At 33.6% G+C, this 17,353-nt stretch carries 19 protein-coding genes and 1 riboswitch; of the genes, 18 read left to right on the top strand and 1 reads right to left on the bottom strand.

Features of this window, described 5'->3' with window-relative positions:
- Nucleotides 1-2 precede the first annotated feature (2 nt).
- The 10 genes from ESZ54_RS04205 to ESZ54_RS04250 all read left to right on the top strand — a co-directional run bounded on the left by ESZ54_RS04205 (nt 3) and on the right by ESZ54_RS04250 (nt 9,982).
- Nucleotides 3-740 (top strand): segregation/condensation protein A, encoded by a 738-nt coding sequence (locus ESZ54_RS04205; RefSeq protein ID WP_136136430.1) that lies wholly within the window; start codon nt 3-5, stop codon nt 738-740.
- 18 nt (nt 741-758) lie between these two features.
- Nucleotides 759-1,370 (top strand): SMC-Scp complex subunit ScpB, encoded by a 612-nt coding sequence (gene scpB / locus ESZ54_RS04210; RefSeq protein WP_136136431.1) that lies wholly within the window; start codon nt 759-761, stop codon nt 1,368-1,370.
- A gap of 2 nt (nt 1,371-1,372) precedes the next feature.
- On the top strand, nt 1,373-2,128 hold the full coding sequence (locus ESZ54_RS04215; protein WP_136136432.1) for a pseudouridine synthase: 756 nt from the start codon (nt 1,373-1,375) through the stop codon (nt 2,126-2,128).
- A 51-nt stretch (nt 2,129-2,179) separates the two neighbouring features.
- A riboswitch (FMN riboswitch) is annotated at nt 2,180-2,309 on the top strand.
- A 116-nt stretch (nt 2,310-2,425) separates the two neighbouring features.
- The gene (locus tag ESZ54_RS04220; RefSeq protein WP_136136433.1) at nt 2,426-3,013 is read left to right on the top strand and encodes an ECF transporter S component; all 588 of its coding nucleotides are present in this window, start codon (nt 2,426-2,428) and stop codon (nt 3,011-3,013) included.
- A gap of 280 nt (nt 3,014-3,293) precedes the next feature.
- The gene (locus tag ESZ54_RS04225) at nt 3,294-5,165 is read left to right on the top strand and encodes an acyltransferase family protein (protein WP_136136434.1); all 1,872 of its coding nucleotides are present in this window, start codon (nt 3,294-3,296) and stop codon (nt 5,163-5,165) included.
- A 204-nt stretch (nt 5,166-5,369) separates the two neighbouring features.
- A complete protein-coding gene (gene xerC / locus ESZ54_RS04230; protein WP_136136435.1) occupies nt 5,370-6,260 on the top strand; it encodes a tyrosine recombinase XerC in 891 nt (296 codons plus the stop codon).
- A gap of 36 nt (nt 6,261-6,296) precedes the next feature.
- Nucleotides 6,297-6,845 carry an ATP-dependent protease subunit HslV gene (hslV, locus tag ESZ54_RS04235; protein WP_136136436.1) on the top strand — a complete coding sequence of 183 codons (549 nt, stop codon included), beginning with the start codon at nt 6,297-6,299 and terminating at the stop codon, nt 6,843-6,845.
- A gap of 12 nt (nt 6,846-6,857) precedes the next feature.
- A complete protein-coding gene (hslU, locus tag ESZ54_RS04240) occupies nt 6,858-8,258 on the top strand; it encodes an ATP-dependent protease ATPase subunit HslU (RefSeq protein WP_136136437.1) in 1,401 nt (466 codons plus the stop codon).
- 32 nt (nt 8,259-8,290) lie between these two features.
- Nucleotides 8,291-9,085, top strand: a complete 795-nt coding sequence (gene codY / locus ESZ54_RS04245; protein ID WP_136136438.1) for a GTP-sensing pleiotropic transcriptional regulator CodY — start codon at nt 8,291-8,293, stop codon at nt 9,083-9,085.
- 27 nt (nt 9,086-9,112) lie between these two features.
- Nucleotides 9,113-9,982 (top strand): aldose 1-epimerase family protein, encoded by an 870-nt coding sequence (locus ESZ54_RS04250; protein WP_136136439.1) that lies wholly within the window; start codon nt 9,113-9,115, stop codon nt 9,980-9,982.
- A 48-nt stretch (nt 9,983-10,030) separates the two neighbouring features.
- Here the strand turns inward: ESZ54_RS04250 and ESZ54_RS04255 are convergent, their stop codons facing one another.
- Complete coding sequence (locus ESZ54_RS04255) at nt 10,031-10,849, bottom strand: pyruvate, water dikinase regulatory protein (RefSeq protein WP_136136440.1); 819 nt, start codon at nt 10,847-10,849, stop codon at nt 10,031-10,033.
- Nucleotides 10,850-10,931: 82 nt separating this feature from the next.
- Here ESZ54_RS04255 and ESZ54_RS04260 point away from each other — a divergent pair, with 82 nt between their 5' ends.
- The 8 genes from ESZ54_RS04260 to era all read left to right on the top strand — a co-directional run bounded on the left by ESZ54_RS04260 (nt 10,932) and on the right by era (nt 17,293).
- A complete protein-coding gene (locus tag ESZ54_RS04260; protein WP_136136441.1) occupies nt 10,932-11,372 on the top strand; it encodes a Fur family transcriptional regulator in 441 nt (146 codons plus the stop codon).
- A 101-nt stretch (nt 11,373-11,473) separates the two neighbouring features.
- Nucleotides 11,474-11,650, top strand: coding sequence for a 30S ribosomal protein S21 (rpsU, locus tag ESZ54_RS04265; RefSeq protein WP_071456767.1), 177 nt, complete (start codon nt 11,474-11,476; stop codon nt 11,648-11,650).
- Nucleotides 11,651-11,673: 23 nt separating this feature from the next.
- Nucleotides 11,674-12,117, top strand: coding sequence for a GatB/YqeY domain-containing protein (locus ESZ54_RS04270; protein WP_136136442.1), 444 nt, complete (start codon nt 11,674-11,676; stop codon nt 12,115-12,117).
- Between the two features lie 220 nt (nt 12,118-12,337).
- Nucleotides 12,338-13,297 carry a PhoH family protein gene (locus ESZ54_RS04275; RefSeq protein ID WP_239433743.1) on the top strand — a complete coding sequence of 320 codons (960 nt, stop codon included), beginning with the start codon at nt 12,338-12,340 and terminating at the stop codon, nt 13,295-13,297.
- 22 nt (nt 13,298-13,319) lie between these two features.
- Nucleotides 13,320-15,518 (top strand): HD family phosphohydrolase, encoded by a 2,199-nt coding sequence (locus ESZ54_RS04280; RefSeq protein WP_162615092.1) that lies wholly within the window; start codon nt 13,320-13,322, stop codon nt 15,516-15,518.
- Nucleotide 15,519: 1 nt separating this feature from the next.
- Nucleotides 15,520-15,996 (top strand): rRNA maturation RNase YbeY, encoded by a 477-nt coding sequence (gene ybeY / locus ESZ54_RS04285; protein ID WP_136136445.1) that lies wholly within the window; start codon nt 15,520-15,522, stop codon nt 15,994-15,996.
- On the top strand, nt 15,980-16,384 hold the full coding sequence (locus tag ESZ54_RS04290; protein WP_136136446.1) for a diacylglycerol kinase family protein: 405 nt from the start codon (nt 15,980-15,982) through the stop codon (nt 16,382-16,384). The genes ybeY and ESZ54_RS04290 overlap by 17 nt, the downstream gene beginning before the upstream one ends.
- 3 nt (nt 16,385-16,387) lie before the next feature.
- Nucleotides 16,388-17,293, top strand: coding sequence for a GTPase Era (gene era / locus ESZ54_RS04295; RefSeq protein WP_136136447.1), 906 nt, complete (start codon nt 16,388-16,390; stop codon nt 17,291-17,293).
- Nucleotides 17,294-17,353: the final 60 nt, after the last annotated feature.

Raw genomic sequence — 17,353 nt, forward strand, 5'->3', positions numbered from 1 at the left:
TAATGGAAGAATTAAAGATAAAATTAGATGTATTTGAAGGGCCACTTGACTTGCTACTTCATTTGATAAAAACACTCGAAATTGATATTTACGATATTCCAATCGCAGAAATTACCGAACAATACATGGCTTATATTCGTTCAATGCAATTACTTGATTTGGAAGTTGCAGGTGAGTATATTGTAATGGCGGCAACGTTAATGTCGATTAAGAGTAAGATGTTGTTACCCCAGGTTGCAGTCAACTTTGATGATGACGAAATTTATGAAGAAGATCCGCGTGAGAAGTTGGTAAATCAACTTTTAGAATACCGGAAATTTAAGTATGCCGCGACCATTTTAAAAGAGCGAGAAGAAGAAAGAGAAGGTTTCTTTACAAAAGAAGCAACCAATCTCGATGAATATCGCGATGAAGTTCCTAAAATGAAACCTAATGAAGTGACGATTATCGATTTATTTCTTGCGTTTCATGATGTGGTAAATCGAAAAGAGCTTCAAGAGCTAATTGAGGTTAATGTTACAAGTGATTCTTATACAATTGAAGATAAGATGAATGAACTATTAACAACAATTTCTTTATTAGATAAACATGAAACCATTGATTTTGTTTCGCTCTTTAAAATGAGAACCAAAACAGAAGTTGTAACAACTTTTATGGCAATGCTCGAATTAATGAAAGATGGGAAGATTAGAGCCTATCAAGAAAATATCAATGAACCAATTCAATTGGCTTGTTGTTAGTGGTAAGTGAGGAAAACAATGAATAAATTAAGTCAAATTGAGGTCTTACTATTTGTATCAGGTAATGAAGGAGTGACGCTTGAAGAATTAGCACATGTGATTGGTTGTTCTACGTCCGAGACATATGACTTGATCCAGGTATTAATAAAAAAATATCATGATGATGAATTATCGGGAATGAGTATTTTAGAAGTTGGCAATGTCTTTTTGCTAACAACTAAACAAGAATATTCAAACCTTTTGAAAAAATTTGCAGCATCATCAGTGACGCAGAGCTTGTCCCAAGCAGCGATTGAATGTTTGGCGATTGTAGCATACAAACAACCAATTACACGTATTGAATTAGAAGAAATCAGAGGTGTGAATTCTTCTGGTTCGATTCAACGCTTAATTTCGCGTCAGTTAATTACTGAAAAAGGCCGTAAAGATAGTCCGGGAAGACCAATTCTTTACGGAACAACACCTTATTTCTTAGATTACTTTGGATTAAAAGACCTGAGTAGTCTTCCAGCAATAACAGAACTTGAAGAAGAAGCAGAAAAAGCGATTCCAAATGATTTATTCTTCGATCGTTTTAAAGAAAAATTTGATGAGATAGATAGCGAAAACAAAACTGAGATGGGGGAATAATAATGGAAAGATTACAAAAAGTAATGGCGCACTGCGGTGTCGCATCAAGAAGAAATTCAGAGAAAATGATTACAGAAGGTCGAGTTAAAGTCAATGGTCAATTGGTGACAGAATTAGGGGTAAAAGTATCTGCTAGTGACGCAATTGAAGTGGATGGTGTTCCGATTTATCAAGAAGAACCTGTTTACTTCCTATTCTATAAACCAAAGGGTGTTATTTCAGCTGTCAGTGATGATCGTGAACGTTCAGTTGTGACAGATTATTTCCCAAGTGTTCATGAACGTATTTTTCCAGTAGGACGTTTAGATTTTGATACTTCAGGTATCTTGCTTATGACAAATGATGGTGAGTTTTCTAATTTACTAACTCACCCAAGTCATGAAGTGCCAAAAATTTATATTGCAAAAGTTAAAGGAAACCCACTTAAAGAGGACTTAAAAGCTCTTGAGACAGGTGTTGAAATTGATGGACGTAAAACTGCGCCTGCAGTCGCTAAATTAAAATCATCAGACATTCAAAAGAAAACGGCGATTGTTGAATTAACAATTCACGAGGGTCGTAATCATCAAGTTAAGAAAATGTTTGAAGCGATTGGTTTTCCAGTTTTAAAATTGAAAAGAGAACAAATTGGTCATTTGACCTTAACAGGTTTAAATCCAGGCGAATATCGTGAATTATCAAAAAAAGAAGTAAGTCAGTTGACAGTTGATGCGAAAGGCTTAAAAACAGGTCGTCGTCATACACGTCAGACAAAGTAATTGCAACTTACTAAAAATTAGTTATAATGAACTTATATAAAAATAAATAAAGGTCGTCTTCACGGGCAGGGTGTAATTCCCGACCGGTGGTTATAGTCCACGAACTTTACAAACCGTTTGTAAAGCCGATTTGGTGAAATTCCAAAACCGACAGTTAAAGTCTGGAGTAAAGAAGATAGAGCTTATTTGAGAATGCAATCAAGTGAGCGCTGTTTTGTTATGCTTTTGTGTGACGAAAACGGCGCCTTTTTGTATCCTTAAATAGTCTCGGGAGATGATCCATAGGAGGATTTTCAGATGAGAAAAACAAAAACGGAAAAAATGGTGGTTTTATCGTTACTTGCAGGAATGGCATTTATATTATTGAAACTAGATTTCTTTATTTTGCCAACTTTTCCATGGATGAAACTAGATTTTAGTGATATTCCAATTTTAATTGGCACATTAATTTACGGTCCGATTTCAGGGATTATCATTGCGTTTATTCGTTCGTTGCTGAACTATGTTATGAGTGGCGCAGATTTAGGTAGTTTGATTGGAAATACGACAGGTTTTGTTGCGTCGGTTCTTTTTCTGTTGCCAATACATTTCTTTATGAAAAAGAAAAATAATATCAAAGGATTAGTAACAGGAACTTTTGTTTCAACGTTACTTTTAACAGGTTTTATGGCAGTTGCAAATTATTTTGTCATTTTACCGATATACTTGTTCGTTTTAAAATTAAACTTCGAGATGCCGATGTCTGAAATGATTATTTTTGGTGTTATTCCATTTAACTTAATTAAAGGCGTATTTGTTAGTCTTATCTTTGGCGTGACTTATAAAAAAATAATCCCAATTCTTGAAAAAAGAATGCAAATCAATTCGAAAGCCAGTTTAAAATAAAAGTAACAATTTGATTATATAAAAATAACTTGCGAGCAAATTTAATTTGCTCGTTTTTTCTACTTATTATTTCTTTATTATTACTAATATGTTACAATCTATTCATTGATTAATTTTAATGCCACAAATAGAAAGTTTGTGTCTTTAAAGGTAAAATATAATATATTTATTTGAAAAACTAATAATGAATACTTTGAAATACAATGAAATATTTGCAATATTTGCAACAAATTTGTTACGAATAATTTTTATTATAAAGAATGAGGGATGATTGACATTTATGGCAAATAGAAAATACATTACAGGAATTGACGGAATGCGCTCGATTGCTGTGATTGGTGTAATTATATATCATTTGTTACCAGATAAAATGCCTGGAGGATACCTAGGGGTACCACTATTTTTTGTTATTTCTGGATATTTAATGACAGATATTCTTTTGAGTGAATGGGCCAATCGACAGAAAATAAAATTACTTGATTTTTACCGTCGACGGGCAAGAAGAATTTACCCTTCGTTAATTTTATTATTTCTAGTGTTTGGATCAATCGCAGTATTTTTACCAAAAACTTTTTTAAATGATTTTAGAGGAATTACGACTACAAGTTTATTAAATGTAAATAATTTTTGGCAGATCATCAATGGCGCTTCATATTTTGATCGTTTTACAAATCACTCATCATTTACACACTTGTGGTCACTTTCTATTGAAGGCCAGTTTTACCTGACGTGGCCAATTATTGTTGCTATTACGATGTTTAAAGATAATTCTGGTAAGTTATTAAAGCGCCTTACAGGCATATTAATTATTTTATCTGCGTCAGCAATGATTATTCTTTATACACCGGAATCAATTAATCGTGTTTATTACGGAACAGATACCCGTTTATTCTCGATCTTAATGGGTGCATACTTATCATTGTGGATGCGAGAAAATAGTTTGAAACTGAAGAAATTTAGAATGAGTGCCGGCATTTGGATGTTTCTATCGACATTTGTATTAATCATTCTTGGCTTTGTATTTTTAGGTGATACTTTGAATATTGTGTATCGTGGTGGAATGTTTGTCTTTAGTTTAGTATCAACACTATTTTTATTTACAATTATTCAGAGTCCGTTTGCAAATCGAGTAATGACTAATGTGATTTTAAAATGGATTGGAACAAGAAGTTACGAGATCTATTTGGTTCAATTTCCAGTGATGATTATTTATGAATCCTTAATGAAGTTGGATGGATCGTTACCGTGGTTACATTTTACAGTTCAAATTATTTTAATCTTATCAATTTCAGAATTGTTCTATCAACTTGTCTTTTTATTGCGTCATTATGAAATTGATTTGTCTAATTTGAAAACCAATTTCGGATCAGTTAGCCAAAAAATTGGTGCAAGTTTGGTAATTATCTCGATGATTTTATTCTCAGTTAGTTTTGTTCAAGCCTCAACTGGAAAAACTGAAGATAGTTTAAAACTTCAAAAACAACTTGAGGAAAATCAAAAGTTGGTTGAGACAAAAAACAAAGAAAATAAACCCAAGCCAGAAGATTCAAAAACAACAAAGACAACTGAGACGAAAGAAACAACGTCTTCAAGTGAAAAAGAAAAAGAGAAATCAGAAACAGAATCAACTGAACAAAAATCTGAAGAAATCACACCTGAAGAGTATCAAGAAGCACAACAATTAAATATTTCTGCGATTGGCGACTCTGTTCTCTTAAGTGCTGCGCCAAGCTTGCAGACTATTTTTCCTAAATTAATTGTAGATGCTGAAGTTGGACGTCAATTTAACAAATCGTCACAAGCAGTGAAAAAACTAGTTGATAATAATCAACTGGGTGATGCTGTAATTATTGTGTTAGGAACCAATGGTGCTTTTAGTTCTAATGATGTTGATAATTTAATGGGTCAATTAGGTGATCGACCTGTATTCTTCGTTAATACTATGGTTGAACGTTATTGGCAAAAATCGGTTAATGATGAATTAAATCAAACAGTTCAACGTTACAAGAATGCACATCTGTTTGATTGGAAGACAGCATCTGCTGGGCATAATGACTGGTTAGAGGAAGATAATGTTCATATGAATAAGGTTGGAGCGGAGAATTTTAGTAAACTTCTCGCAAATCAAGTCATCGAAGAAGTCGATGAGTAAATAAAGATTAAAGCAAAAATAGTCGGTGTATGATGGAGCGGCTATTTTTTTTAATCAAAATTAGCAGTTGTTACATCCGATTGCTAATTTTTTGAATAAATTGTGTCATTTTTATGTAAAAATCATTAAATTCTGACAATTCATTTGTTTTAAAAACACGAGTGTGATACATTTATCGTGTGAAATCAAGAAGGGAATTTTTATATGGAAAATTTAGCAAATTTTTTAAGATATCTTGATCTTGAACGTAACTATTCAGTTTTAACACAATTGGCTTACGAAGAAGATATTAATGATTTTTTTGAATTTCTTAAAGAGACTGGTAGCGATGATTATCTTATGATTACAACGCAAGATGTTCGAATTTATTTAAGCGCTTTATACGATAGGAAATACAGTCGAAATTCCATTAGTCGAAAAATTTCTAGCTTACGTTCATTTTATAACTTTTTATTAAAGCAAAATGTGATTGTCGAAAATCCCTTCGAGCTTATTCATTTGAAGAAAGGATCGACTAAATTACCTCGCTTTTTTTACGAGAAGGAAATGGCAGCTCTTTTTGAGGCTGTTGAGGGAGATGAAGCTTTACAAGTTAGGAATCGAACTTTATTGGAAGTTTTGTATGGTTCGGGGTTACGTGTTTCCGAATGTGTCAACTTAAAAATCGGTGACATTGATTTTGACCATCAAGTCTTTCTAGTTCATGGTAAAGGGAATAAGGATCGTTATGTGCCATTTGGATCCTACGCTATGGAGGAAATACAAAATTATTTAATAAGTGCACGTCAAAATTTAATCGCTCCATTGACAGAAACGCATGACTTCTTATTTGTAAATGCAAGAGGTAAACCGTTAACTGTTAGAGGAATTCAATATATTTTGAAAGAGATTGTTAAGAAAAGTAGCTTAACTTCAGATATTCATCCTCATATGTTACGTCATACTTTCGCAACTCATCTCATGAATAATGGAGCAGATATGAGAACAGTCCAAGAATTATTAGGACATGCAAGTTTATCATCAACTCAAATTTATACACACGTAACAACAGAAAATTTACAAAAAAGTTATCGTAATTTTCATCCGCGTGCTTAAGGTATTATTATATTATTAAAGATTAGGAGAATTACTATGGGATATACAACATTTCATTCAACAACAATTTGTGCAGTAGAAAAAGACGGTAAGTTTGCAATGGCAGGTGATGGCCAAGTAACGATGGGTGAATCTGTCGTAATGAAAGGAACAGCTCGTAAGGTACGCCGTATTTATAATGATGAAGTTGTCGTTGGCTTTGCTGGTAGCGTTGCAGATGCCTTCAATCTTGAAGAGAAATTTGAAGCAAAACTAAATCAATACAAAGGTAATTTGATGCGTGCTGCCGTAGAATTGGCAATGGAATGGCGCAGTGATAAGATGATGCAAAAATTAGAAGCGATGCTAATCGTCATGAATGATAAAGAAATGCTTGTCGTTTCTGGAACAGGTGAAGTAATTGCTCCAGATGATGGTATTTTGGCGATTGGTTCTGGTGGAAATTACGCTTTAGCTGCCGCGAGAGCAATGAAACGAAATGGTCGCACTGATATGTCTGCAGGTGAAATTGCTAAAGAAGCACTTAATGTTGCTGCTGATATTTGTGTTTATACCAATCATAATATTATCTTGGAAGAAATTTAAGGAGAGTTTTATATGAATTCAATGCAAAAAACACCAAAAGAAATAGTTAAAGAATTAGATCAATATATTGTTGGACAAGATGTTGCGAAGAAATCTGTCGCAATTGCACTTCGTAATCGCTACAGAAGAATGCTTTTAGATGAAGAAATGCAACATGAAATCACACCTAAAAACCTATTAATGATCGGTCCTACAGGTGTTGGTAAAACTGAAATCGCGCGTCGTTTAGCTCGCATCGTGAACGCGCCGTTTGTAAAAGTTGAAGCAACTAAATTTACTGAAGTTGGGTATGTTGGTCGTGACGTAGAATCAATGGTTCGTGATTTGGTTGAAGCGAGTATTTCAATTGTTCAAAAAGAAAAACACAATCAAGTATACGCGCAAGCAAAAGTAAAAGCAGAAGAACGCTTAGTGAAATTACTTGTACCTGGCATCAAAAAAGAAAGTAAGAAAAATCAAAACCAATTTGAAGCAATGATGCAAATGATGAATGGTCTTCAAGGTGGTGAAGTTCAAGAAGAAAAAGAAGAAGTAACAGAATCTGTTAGAGTGAGTCGTGAAACTGTTAAATCTCAACTTGAAAAAGGCTTATTAGAAAATCGTGAAATTACGATTGAAGTTGAAGAAAAGAAAAATACACCAACGATGAATAATGGTCTTGAACAAATGGGGATTGACTTAAACGATACTTTAAATGCGTTAACACCGAAGAAAAGAGTGAAACGTGTTGTTTCAGTGAGTGAAGCACGGGAAATACTAATTAATGAAGAATCTTCAAAATTAGTCAACGAAGCAGATATTCATAGTGACGCAATTAAATTGGCCCAAAATAATGGTATTATTTTTATCGACGAGTTTGATAAAATCACTTCTAAGTCAGAAAATAACGGTCAAGTTTCACGTGAAGGAGTTCAAAGAGATATCTTACCGATTGTTGAAGGCTCTTTAGTGAATACAAAATATGGTTCAATCTCAACGGAACATATTCTATTCATTGCCTCAGGGGCATTCCACTTAACCAAACCAAGTGATTTAATCCCTGAATTGCAAGGTCGTTTCCCAATCCGTGTTGAGCTAGAAGATTTAACTGCTGAAGATTTTGTTCGTATTTTAACTGAGCCAAATAATGCATTGATTAAACAATATATTGCCTTACTAGGAACAGAGAATATTGATGTCATCTTTACGAAAGAAGCGATTGAACGAATCGCAAAAATTGCGTATGATGTAAATAGTGAAACCGATAACATCGGAGCGCGTCGTCTACATACAATTTTAGAAAAATTATTAGAAGACTTATTATTTGAAGCATCCGATATGCATATGGGTGAAATCACAATTACAGAAAGTTATGTAGATGATAAATTAAATAAAATTGCAATTGACGAAGATTTAAGTCGATACATTCTATAAAAAAAGGTTGAATTTAGAGAGGCGGAAACGTCATGGAGTCGTTGTTAAGTAAAACGAGAATGATTAACGAATTACTACAAAAAGAAAATACGCTAAATATTCATACAGAACTTCCATACAATCAAATGGCAGATATTTTAGGTGATGTTTTAGATTGTAATGTCTATATTGTTGATCAAGTGGGGTCTATTATTGGTTATATAGTTATGCATCATGTCAACAATGATCGCATTAAAAATATGTTAGAAGCACAACAATTACCTGAAGATTACACAATGATGTTAGGTGCGATTCACAAAACAAAAGAAAACATCCCATTAACAAATGATTTAACAGTGTTCCCAATTGAGCTTCGTGATGAAGCCTCTGAAGCGTTTACGACAATTGTTCCTATTTATGGTGCTGGTGAGCATCTTGGAACAATTGTTCTTGGACGTTTGGGTGCAAAATTTGATACAATGGACTTAATTCTTGCTGAGTATAGTGCGACAGTTGTTGGGATGCAAATTCTTTATCAACACTCGCGCGAAGTCGAACGTTCTATTCATGAAACAACAGCGGTACAGATGGCAATTAATACTCTATCTTATAGTGAATTAAAAGCTGTCAAGGCTATTTTTGAAGAATTAAACGGACCTGAAGGACGGTTAACAGCTTCAACAGTTGCTGATAGAATTGGAATTACACGTTCGGTGATTGTGAATGCGTTGCGTAAATTGGAATCTGCAGGTGTCATTGAAACACGATCATTAGGCATGAAAGGTACTTACATCAAGATTGTAAATACTTACTTTAAGGCAGAGTTAGATAAAACTGAATTAATTTAAGGTTTGAATTTTTGGAGGTGTCAAAAGTTGGTAAAGTTAAAAAATGAAAAATGTGAAGTTGAAATTAGTCCACATGGTGCAGAATTAACAAGTTTTAAACTTGCAAGTTCAGGATTAGAATATATCTGGCAAGGTGAACAAAAATATTGGGGAAGAAGTGCGCCTAATTTATTTCCAATTGTTGGTCGATTACAAAATGATCAATACAAATATCAAGGAAAAAAATATAACATGTCGCAGCATGGCTTTGCGCGTGATTTATTGTTTTCAATTGTCGAAGAAACTGATCAACAAGTTACATTTTTACTTAAAAGCAATGAAGAAACATTAAGAAATTATCCTTTTGAATTTGATTTGAAAGTATCATATGAACTTATTGAAGCATCATTGAAGGTAAGCTATGTCGTTCATAGTTTAAGTGAGGAAATGTATTTCGGCATTGGCGGCCATCCTGGATTTAATGTGCCTTTGGTTGAAAATACCTCATTTGAAGATTACTATCTATCTTTCACACCATCTAAAAGTCGAACAATGTTACCATTAGAGGGTCCTTTCATTGATTTAGAGCATGCAACATTGGCCCAAACAAATACTGATATTGTTATTAATCGAGAAATGTTCGAAAAAGATGCGCTAGTCTTAAGAACTTCTGGCCACAATACTTTTAGAATTCTATCAGATGCAACGAAGCATGGCGTGGAAGTGTCTTATCGAGATGCGCCGTTTGTTGGATTTTGGAGTCCATATATGACAGATGCACCATTTGTATGTATTGAACCGTGGTGGGGTATCGCTGATTCCTTGGAAGCGACTGGAAATATTGAGGATAAATATGGTATTAATTGCTTGAAATTAAATGAGACTTTTGAAGCAAGTTATACAATTAATGTTTTTTAAAAAGGAAAAGAGGCCAAAGCCTCTTTTTTTTACATTAATTTTTCATACCTATTGAACGATTTCTAATTCACTCATGATAATAGAGGCTGTTTCTTCAATTGAAAGTTGTGCTACGTTGATGATTAAGCATCCAATTTTTTCATAAAGATCGTTCGCAAATTTTAATTCGTTTTTGATCGAGTCGATATCTGAGTATGCTGTATCAGGATTTAATCCGTAAGCTTTCATTCTTTCACGTCGAATTGTATTCAATACTTGAGGGTCATTAGTTAAACCAACAATTCGACTGGGATCGACTTCCCAAAGTTGCTTCGGAATATGTGCGCTTGGGATTAGCGGCAAATTGGCAACTTTAATATTTTTATTTGCTAAAAATAAACTGAGTGGTGTTTTAGACGTTCGTGAGACACCTAATAATACGATGTCAGCATCAAGAAATCCTTTTGGATCTTTACCGTCATCGTACTTAACAGCAAATTCCATTGCACTCATACGATCAAAATAATTCTTATTTAAAAAATGACTTGCTCCGGGCACACGAGAGGGTTCATAACCAGACCGACGTGATAATTCAAACATCAGTGGTGACATCGCATCAAGATTAAAGAGACTATTCTTTTGACAAAATTTAACTGCAACTTCAACCAGTTCATCGGACACTAAAGTTTGAAGAACAATGGCATTCAATTCTTTAGCTCTTTCAAGAGCGACCATTAAGTCTGTTTCATTATCAATAAACGATTTTCGAATAACTTTAATTGTAACATCTAAATTTTCATACTGGGCCATCGCAGCAGCGGATAGTTTAGCTCCAGTTTCGCCAGCAGAATCAGAAATAATATAAATATAAATTGTTTGTTCAGACATTGTGATTCCTCGCTTTACTTTTTACTTTCTCCCCATTATATCATATAATGAATGATGAGTAAGCAAGTTCAAGGGGGCCAATATGCAAGTTAAAATAAAAGAAGCACTAGATATTATGAAAGATAACGGTTTGAAATACACGAAACGTCGTGAAGAAATTTTAACGTATCTAGCAGAAGAAAATCGTTATATTGGTGCGACAGAAGTTTTTGATTTTATGAGTCAAAAATATAAAGGCATGAGCTATGATACTGTCTATCGAAATTTAAAAGATTTTACAAAATTATCTTTACTTGAGGAAACAGAACTAATGGGTGAGAAAAAATATCGATTTCACTGTGATGTATGTGAGCATTCGCATCACCATCACCACTTCATATGCTTGTCGTGTGGGGCAACAAGAGAGATTGATATGTGTCCGATGAATTTTTTCACAGAACAGTTACCGGATTGTGAAATTACAGATCATCGTTTCGAAATATTAGGAAAATGTGATAAATGTTTAAAAAAGTCAAACTCATAGTTGACTGAAAAATCACAATTAGTTATAATATATAACGAACAGTTTTTTGTTTATATATATATGAAAAACGGTTACCTAAAGTTTGGAGGGAGGGAATTTACATGTCAAAAACTGTTGTTCGTAAAAACGAATCATTAGATGACGCTCTTCGTCGCTTCAAACGTTCCGTGTCAAAAACTGGTACCTTACAAGAGTACCGCAAGCGTGAGTACTACGAGAAACCAAGTGTTAAGCGTAAGAAAAAGTCTGAAGCTGCAAGAAAGCGTAAAAAATACTAGTTTTAATGAATGGATCTGATATTATGACACTATTTGAAGAAATTAATAGTGATATAAAAATAGCGATGAAAAGTAAAGACAAGGAAGCATTGGCAATCCTCCGTATTGTAAAAGCTTTATTACAAAATGAAGAAATAGCAAAAGGAAGTAAGCTAAATTCTGATGAAGAATTAACCGTGTTATCCCGAGAAGTGAAACAAAGAAAAGAAGCGTTAACTGAGTTTGAAAAAGCAGGTCGTCAAGATTTGATTGCTCAAGCACAAAATGCTCTCGATATTGTTTCAAAATATTTGCCTACACAATTATCTGATGAAGAACTGGAAACATTAATCCAAAATGCGATTGATACTTCTGGTGCCACTTCAATGAAAGATTTTGGAAAAGTTATGGGGATTGTTATGCCCCAAACTAAAGGTAAGGCAGATGGTCAAAAAGTTAATGCTTTAGTTAAACAATTAATATCATAATCCGAATTAAAAGTAAGATATTCATCTTATAATCAATTTAGAAGTCTTAAAATCCTTGTGATTTTAGGGCTTCTTTATTTTTTGAGATAATAAAATGTTAAATTCATGGTAATTTAATACCAGTTTCCAACAAAATGACACATGCATGAATAGTTGGTGTTCTTATAAAGATGTGGTATTATTTACAAGTAATAGGATAAATAAAGGAGTTGTCGTATATTTGACTGTTCAAGAAAGAAAGAGCCTTGAAATCTCAATAGAAAATGTAAAAGATTTAAATGAATTATTTGGCTCTCAAGATAAAAATATAAAACTTATTGAAGACTATTTAAATGTCGAAATTTCGACTCGTGGTGAAATTATGCAGATCGAAGGCGAGGCGGAAAGTGTTCAACAAACTCATGATATTCTTGTAGTCCTTCAAGAATTAATTAATCGAGGTCATAAGATGAATACGCAAGATGTGATTAGTGCTATTAAAATGCGCCAAAGTGATACACTTAAATCATTTTTATCATTGTATGAAAATACGTTAATCAAAGATGCCAAAGGCCAATCTATCAAAATAAAAAATTTGAATCAAAAACAATATGTGAATGCGATTAATTCAAATGATGTCGTTTTTGGAATTGGGCCTGCGGGAACTGGTAAAACATTCTTAGCTGTGGTCATGGCAATTGCGGCTTTAAAAAATGGACAAGTAAAAAAAATTATTTTAACCAGACCAGCAGTTGAAGCTGGAGAAAATCTAGGATTCTTACCTGGCGATTTACAAGAAAAAGTTAATCCTTACTTACGTCCAATTTATGATGCACTATACCAAATTTTAGGTGTCGAACATACAAATCGTTTGATGGAACGAGGAGTCATTGAAATTGCTCCATTAGCATATATGCGCGGAAGAACGCTAGAAGATGCTTTTATTATTTTAGATGAGGCACAAAATACAACAAATGCGCAAATGAAGATGTTTTTAACCCGTCTTGGCTATCAATCAAAAATGATTGTGAATGGTGATAAAACACAAATTGATTTGCCTAAAGGTGTCGAGAGTGGCTTAGTGCATTCAGAAAAAATTCTAAAAAATATTAAACGAATCAGATTTATTGAATTCTCAGCTAGTGATGTTGTGCGTCACCCTGTTGTTGCGGATATTATTCGGGCGTATGAAGGAAACTAATAATAAGTAAAGGAGTATTGTGATGACATTCGATTTAAGAAATATCTTTCAAAAATTAGGCAAGAGATACATTCCTATTGTGATATTAGTAATGTCACTGATACTGTTTGGTTTTATGTTTGGTAGCGTGCGCCAAAAACAAGCTGATTTTAAGGTTGGAAAACTTGCGGAAGAAACAATTCGAGCAAATAAAACAATCGAAAACAAGAAAGAAACTGAAGAAAAACAAAGACTTGCAGTTGAGAGTGTCTCGCCAGAGTATACGTATGATGCAAATAAAGAAAAAAACCAACTAGATTTAGTCGATAAATTATTTACAATGGTCGATGAGGTTAATTCTGAAACAGCAAAAAAATACCAAGCAGATTTAGATAAAGCGAAAGATAAAAAATCTGTTTTCGAACCTAAGGTAGAGGAAAAAATCCCCTTATTAAAATCGAAATTTGAAAAGTTAAGTCCAGAGAATTTAGTCTTTTATCAATCTTTTCCGGATAATTTTTATGAGCAAATTTTTTTACTATCTTCAAGTGAGCTTCTAAAAATAAAAACAGAGAGCTCAAATATTATTCAACAGACGATGGGGCAAAAAATTAGAAATTCTAATTTACAAATTGAAAAACAAAAAGCTGTTGAAAAAGTTCAGTTTTTAAATTTTAATAATGTTGAACAGCAAATCGTTGAACGAATTGTTGAGAGAAGTATTATTGTCAATGAGGTTGCAAACGATAAAGCGACTGACAAAATGAAAGAAATTGCTCTCAGTGCAGTTCAACCCGCAATGATTTATCAAGGTGAAATTATTGTGCGTGAAGGTGAACAAATTGATAGTAAAGCAATGGAGAAAATTAATCTATTAGGCTTGAATAATCAATCCACCTCAGTTTCACCAATCTTAGCAATGATTATTGCGTTGCTTTTACAAATTATATTAGTTGTCTATTTTGTTTTTAAAGATAAAGACTTATACAATCAAAGTATGAATTTGACGTTCTATTTCGTTGCGATTATCTTTGCAGTTCTTTTGATGAAGATGATTTATCTATTCCAAAAGGACACAACAAATGCCTTTGGGTTACTTTTCCCTGCAGCGTTTGGACCACTGATGTTACACTTATTTGTTGGCAAACGTTGGGGCATCTTATTGTCAATGTTCCAAGGGATTTTTGCGACTTTTATTTTCTACGATATGGCGGGTACGACGTCGTTACTAGTGATTAGTCTTTTCTATATTTTCACTGGCTGTATTGCGACATTTCTTCAAAGAAAACGAATTAGTGAACAATTAACACAAGCGTCGTTCTTATTGATATTAATCCCAGTACTATTTATTAATGTTCTAATCGCTTATCAAGGGATGGGACTTTTTGATAGCCGAACACTAACAAATATTTTTGTTGCCTTCGTCAGCGGTTTGTTTTCATTTATTTTATCAATCGGACTTCATCCATATATTGAATTAATGGTGACTGATGATAGTGTGATTGTCTTAAATGAGTTAAGTAATCCAAATCATCCATTATTGAAACAATTGCTTGAAGAGGCTCCTGGTACGTATCACCATAGTATGATGGTGGCGTCACTAAGCGCGAATGCCGTTGCAGAAATTGGCGGTCGTTCTCTTCTCACACGAGTGGCGTGTTATTATCATGATATTGGTAAATTAAAACATGCTAATTTCTTCGTAGAAAACCTACCGGCTGGTGCTGAAAATCCACATAACTTTTTATTACCATCTGATAGTAAAGAGATTATTTTTGGACATGTGACAGATGGAGTTAAAGTATTAGAAGAAGCAGAAATGCCACAATTTATTATTGATGTTTGCCGTCAACATCATGGGACAACCTTAATGAAGTATTTCTATATTAAAGAAAAAGAACGTAACAATGATACAAGTGAAGCGTCATTTAGATATCCAGGACCAATTCCACAATGTCGTGAAATTGGGGTAATAAATATTGCCGATAGTGCTGAAGCAGCAGTTCGTGCTATGGATAATCCAACGAATGAAAAAATTAAAGATTTCGTTCACCAGCTGATTCAAGGTCGTATTGATGATGGTCAGTTGTTAGATTCTGGGTTAACTTTAAAAGAATTAAAAATTATTGAACAGTCAATTGTGACGGGATTGTCTAGTACGTTCCATTCACGTATAAAATATCCAAAAATGAAATCTGAAGCAGAACAAATGAAACAGGAACAAGAAGAAAGAGGGGACTAATTTGGATTTAACTCTATATGACGAACAAAATCGACTCACACAAGAGCAAATAAAATTAGTAACAGATATATTGGATTTCGCAGCAAATGATACTGAAATAAACTTGCCAGAAGATACTGAAATTTCAGTAACTTTTATTGACAACGAAGAAATTCGGGAAATAAACAAGGAGTATCGTCATAAAGATTATGCGACTGATGTTATTAGTTTTGCGATTGAAGATGAAGTAGATGATGAGTTTCCAATTAATTTAGAAGGTTTTGATATTCCTCGAAATATCGGCGATTTATTTGTATCTGTCGAAAAAATACAAGAACAAGCTGAGGAATATGGACATTCATTTGATCGTGAGCTAGGATTTTTAGTTCTACATGGTTTTTTACATCTGAATGGTTATGATCATATGGAACCAGCTGATGAAAAAGAAATGTTTGATTTACAAAGAAAGATATTAGATAATTATGGCCTCGAAAGATAAAAAGACAACTAAAAATAAAAATTTTTGTGAGTCGTTGAAGTATGCATTATGTGGGATAAAAACAGTTTTTAAGATGGAACGCAATATGCGTTTTCATCTTTTTGCTGCAATTATGGTTATTATACTTTCATTTGTTTTAGAATTGTCAAAAGGTGAATGGCTAATCATTATTATTGTTTTAGGGCTGGTTTTATTCTCTGAAATTGTCAATTCTTCTCTTGAGAGACTTGTCGATTTGACAACAAATCAACAATTTCATCCACTGGCAAAAGAAGTAAAAGACATGGCAGCTGCTGGCGTCTTAATTATCGCGATGACAGCACTTGTGATTGGTATTATTATCTTTGGACCAAAATTATTCGAAGTTTTTCTACAAATTAGGGGGTAAAAAATGTTTAACGAAGATTACAAATCAGGGTTTGTCGCTATTATTGGGCGGCCAAACGTAGGTAAATCAACATTATTAAATCGAATTGTTGCGCAGAAAATTGCGATTATGAGTGATAAGGCTCAAACAACGCGTAATAAAATTCAAGGTGTGTATACGACAGATGAAGCGCAAGTCGTTTTTATTGATACACCGGGAATTCATAAACCAAAAACTAAACTGGGCGATTTTATGGTCGAAACAGCTTATAGTGCGCTTAGAGAAGTTGATGCAGTTATTTTTATGGTAAGTGCCGATCAACCACGTGGTCGCGGTGATGACTTCATTATCGAGCGTTTGAAAAAAAGTGAAGCACCTATTTATCTTGTCATTAATAAAATTGACACTATTCATCCTGATAAGTTGTTACCGATTATTGAAGATTATAGTGAACAACTTGATTTTAAAGAAATTATTCCGATTTCAGCAACTGAAGGAAACAATGTACCAAACCTTTTAGAAACTTTAGTAAATGACATGCCAAATGGACCGCAATTCTATCCAGATGATCAAGTAACAGATCATCCAGAGTATTTTATTGTTTCTGAATTAATTCGTGAGAAAGTATTACAATTAACTGAACAAGAAGTACCTCATTCAGTAGCTGTCATTACTGAGAGTATGAAACGGGACGAGTATGATAAAATTCATATTCAGGCAACAATCATAGTTGAAAGAGACAGTCAAAAAGGGATTATCATCGGCAAGGGTGGTAAAATGTTAAAAAATATCGGGATCAAATCGCGTCGTGATATTGAAAACTTACTTGGCAATAAAGTCTATTTGGAACTTTGGGTAAAAGTTCAGAAAAACTGGCGTGATAAACAAAAAGATCTATTAAACTTTGGTTACCGTGAAATGGATTATTAAACAAATAAAAGGGAGTGTGACAAAAGTGCGTCACACTCCTTTAATTACGAATGATGAGCG

It is taken from the genome of Vagococcus silagei, from assembly GCF_004795745.1.
Taxonomy (GTDB): domain Bacteria; phylum Bacillota; class Bacilli; order Lactobacillales; family Vagococcaceae; genus Vagococcus; species Vagococcus silagei.

What these genes read in the sequence shown, in the direction of transcription:
- ESZ54_RS04205 (WP_136136430.1), top strand. Translation starts at nt 3, where the DNA reads ATGGAAGAATTAAAGATAAAATTAGATGTATTTGAAGGGCCACTTGAC.
- scpB (WP_136136431.1), top strand. Translation starts at nt 759, where the DNA reads ATGAATAAATTAAGTCAAATTGAGGTCTTACTATTTGTATCAGGTAAT.
- ESZ54_RS04215 (WP_136136432.1), top strand. Translation starts at nt 1,373, where the DNA reads ATGGAAAGATTACAAAAAGTAATGGCGCACTGCGGTGTCGCATCAAGA.
- ESZ54_RS04220 (WP_136136433.1), top strand. Translation starts at nt 2,426, where the DNA reads ATGAGAAAAACAAAAACGGAAAAAATGGTGGTTTTATCGTTACTTGCA.
- ESZ54_RS04225 (WP_136136434.1), top strand. Translation starts at nt 3,294, where the DNA reads ATGGCAAATAGAAAATACATTACAGGAATTGACGGAATGCGCTCGATT.
- xerC (WP_136136435.1), top strand. Translation starts at nt 5,370, where the DNA reads ATGGAAAATTTAGCAAATTTTTTAAGATATCTTGATCTTGAACGTAAC.
- hslV (WP_136136436.1), top strand. Translation starts at nt 6,297, where the DNA reads ATGGGATATACAACATTTCATTCAACAACAATTTGTGCAGTAGAAAAA.
- hslU (WP_136136437.1), top strand. Translation starts at nt 6,858, where the DNA reads ATGAATTCAATGCAAAAAACACCAAAAGAAATAGTTAAAGAATTAGAT.
- codY (WP_136136438.1), top strand. Translation starts at nt 8,291, where the DNA reads ATGGAGTCGTTGTTAAGTAAAACGAGAATGATTAACGAATTACTACAA.
- ESZ54_RS04255 (WP_136136440.1), bottom strand. Translation starts at nt 10,849, where the DNA reads ATGTCTGAACAAACAATTTATATTTATATTATTTCTGATTCTGCTGGC.
- ESZ54_RS04260 (WP_136136441.1), top strand. Translation starts at nt 10,932, where the DNA reads ATGCAAGTTAAAATAAAAGAAGCACTAGATATTATGAAAGATAACGGT.
- rpsU (WP_071456767.1), top strand. Translation starts at nt 11,474, where the DNA reads ATGTCAAAAACTGTTGTTCGTAAAAACGAATCATTAGATGACGCTCTT.
- ESZ54_RS04270 (WP_136136442.1), top strand. Translation starts at nt 11,674, where the DNA reads ATGACACTATTTGAAGAAATTAATAGTGATATAAAAATAGCGATGAAA.
- ESZ54_RS04280 (WP_162615092.1), top strand. Translation starts at nt 13,320, where the DNA reads ATGACATTCGATTTAAGAAATATCTTTCAAAAATTAGGCAAGAGATAC.
- ESZ54_RS04290 (WP_136136446.1), top strand. Translation starts at nt 15,980, where the DNA reads ATGGCCTCGAAAGATAAAAAGACAACTAAAAATAAAAATTTTTGTGAG.
- era (WP_136136447.1), top strand. Translation starts at nt 16,388, where the DNA reads ATGTTTAACGAAGATTACAAATCAGGGTTTGTCGCTATTATTGGGCGG.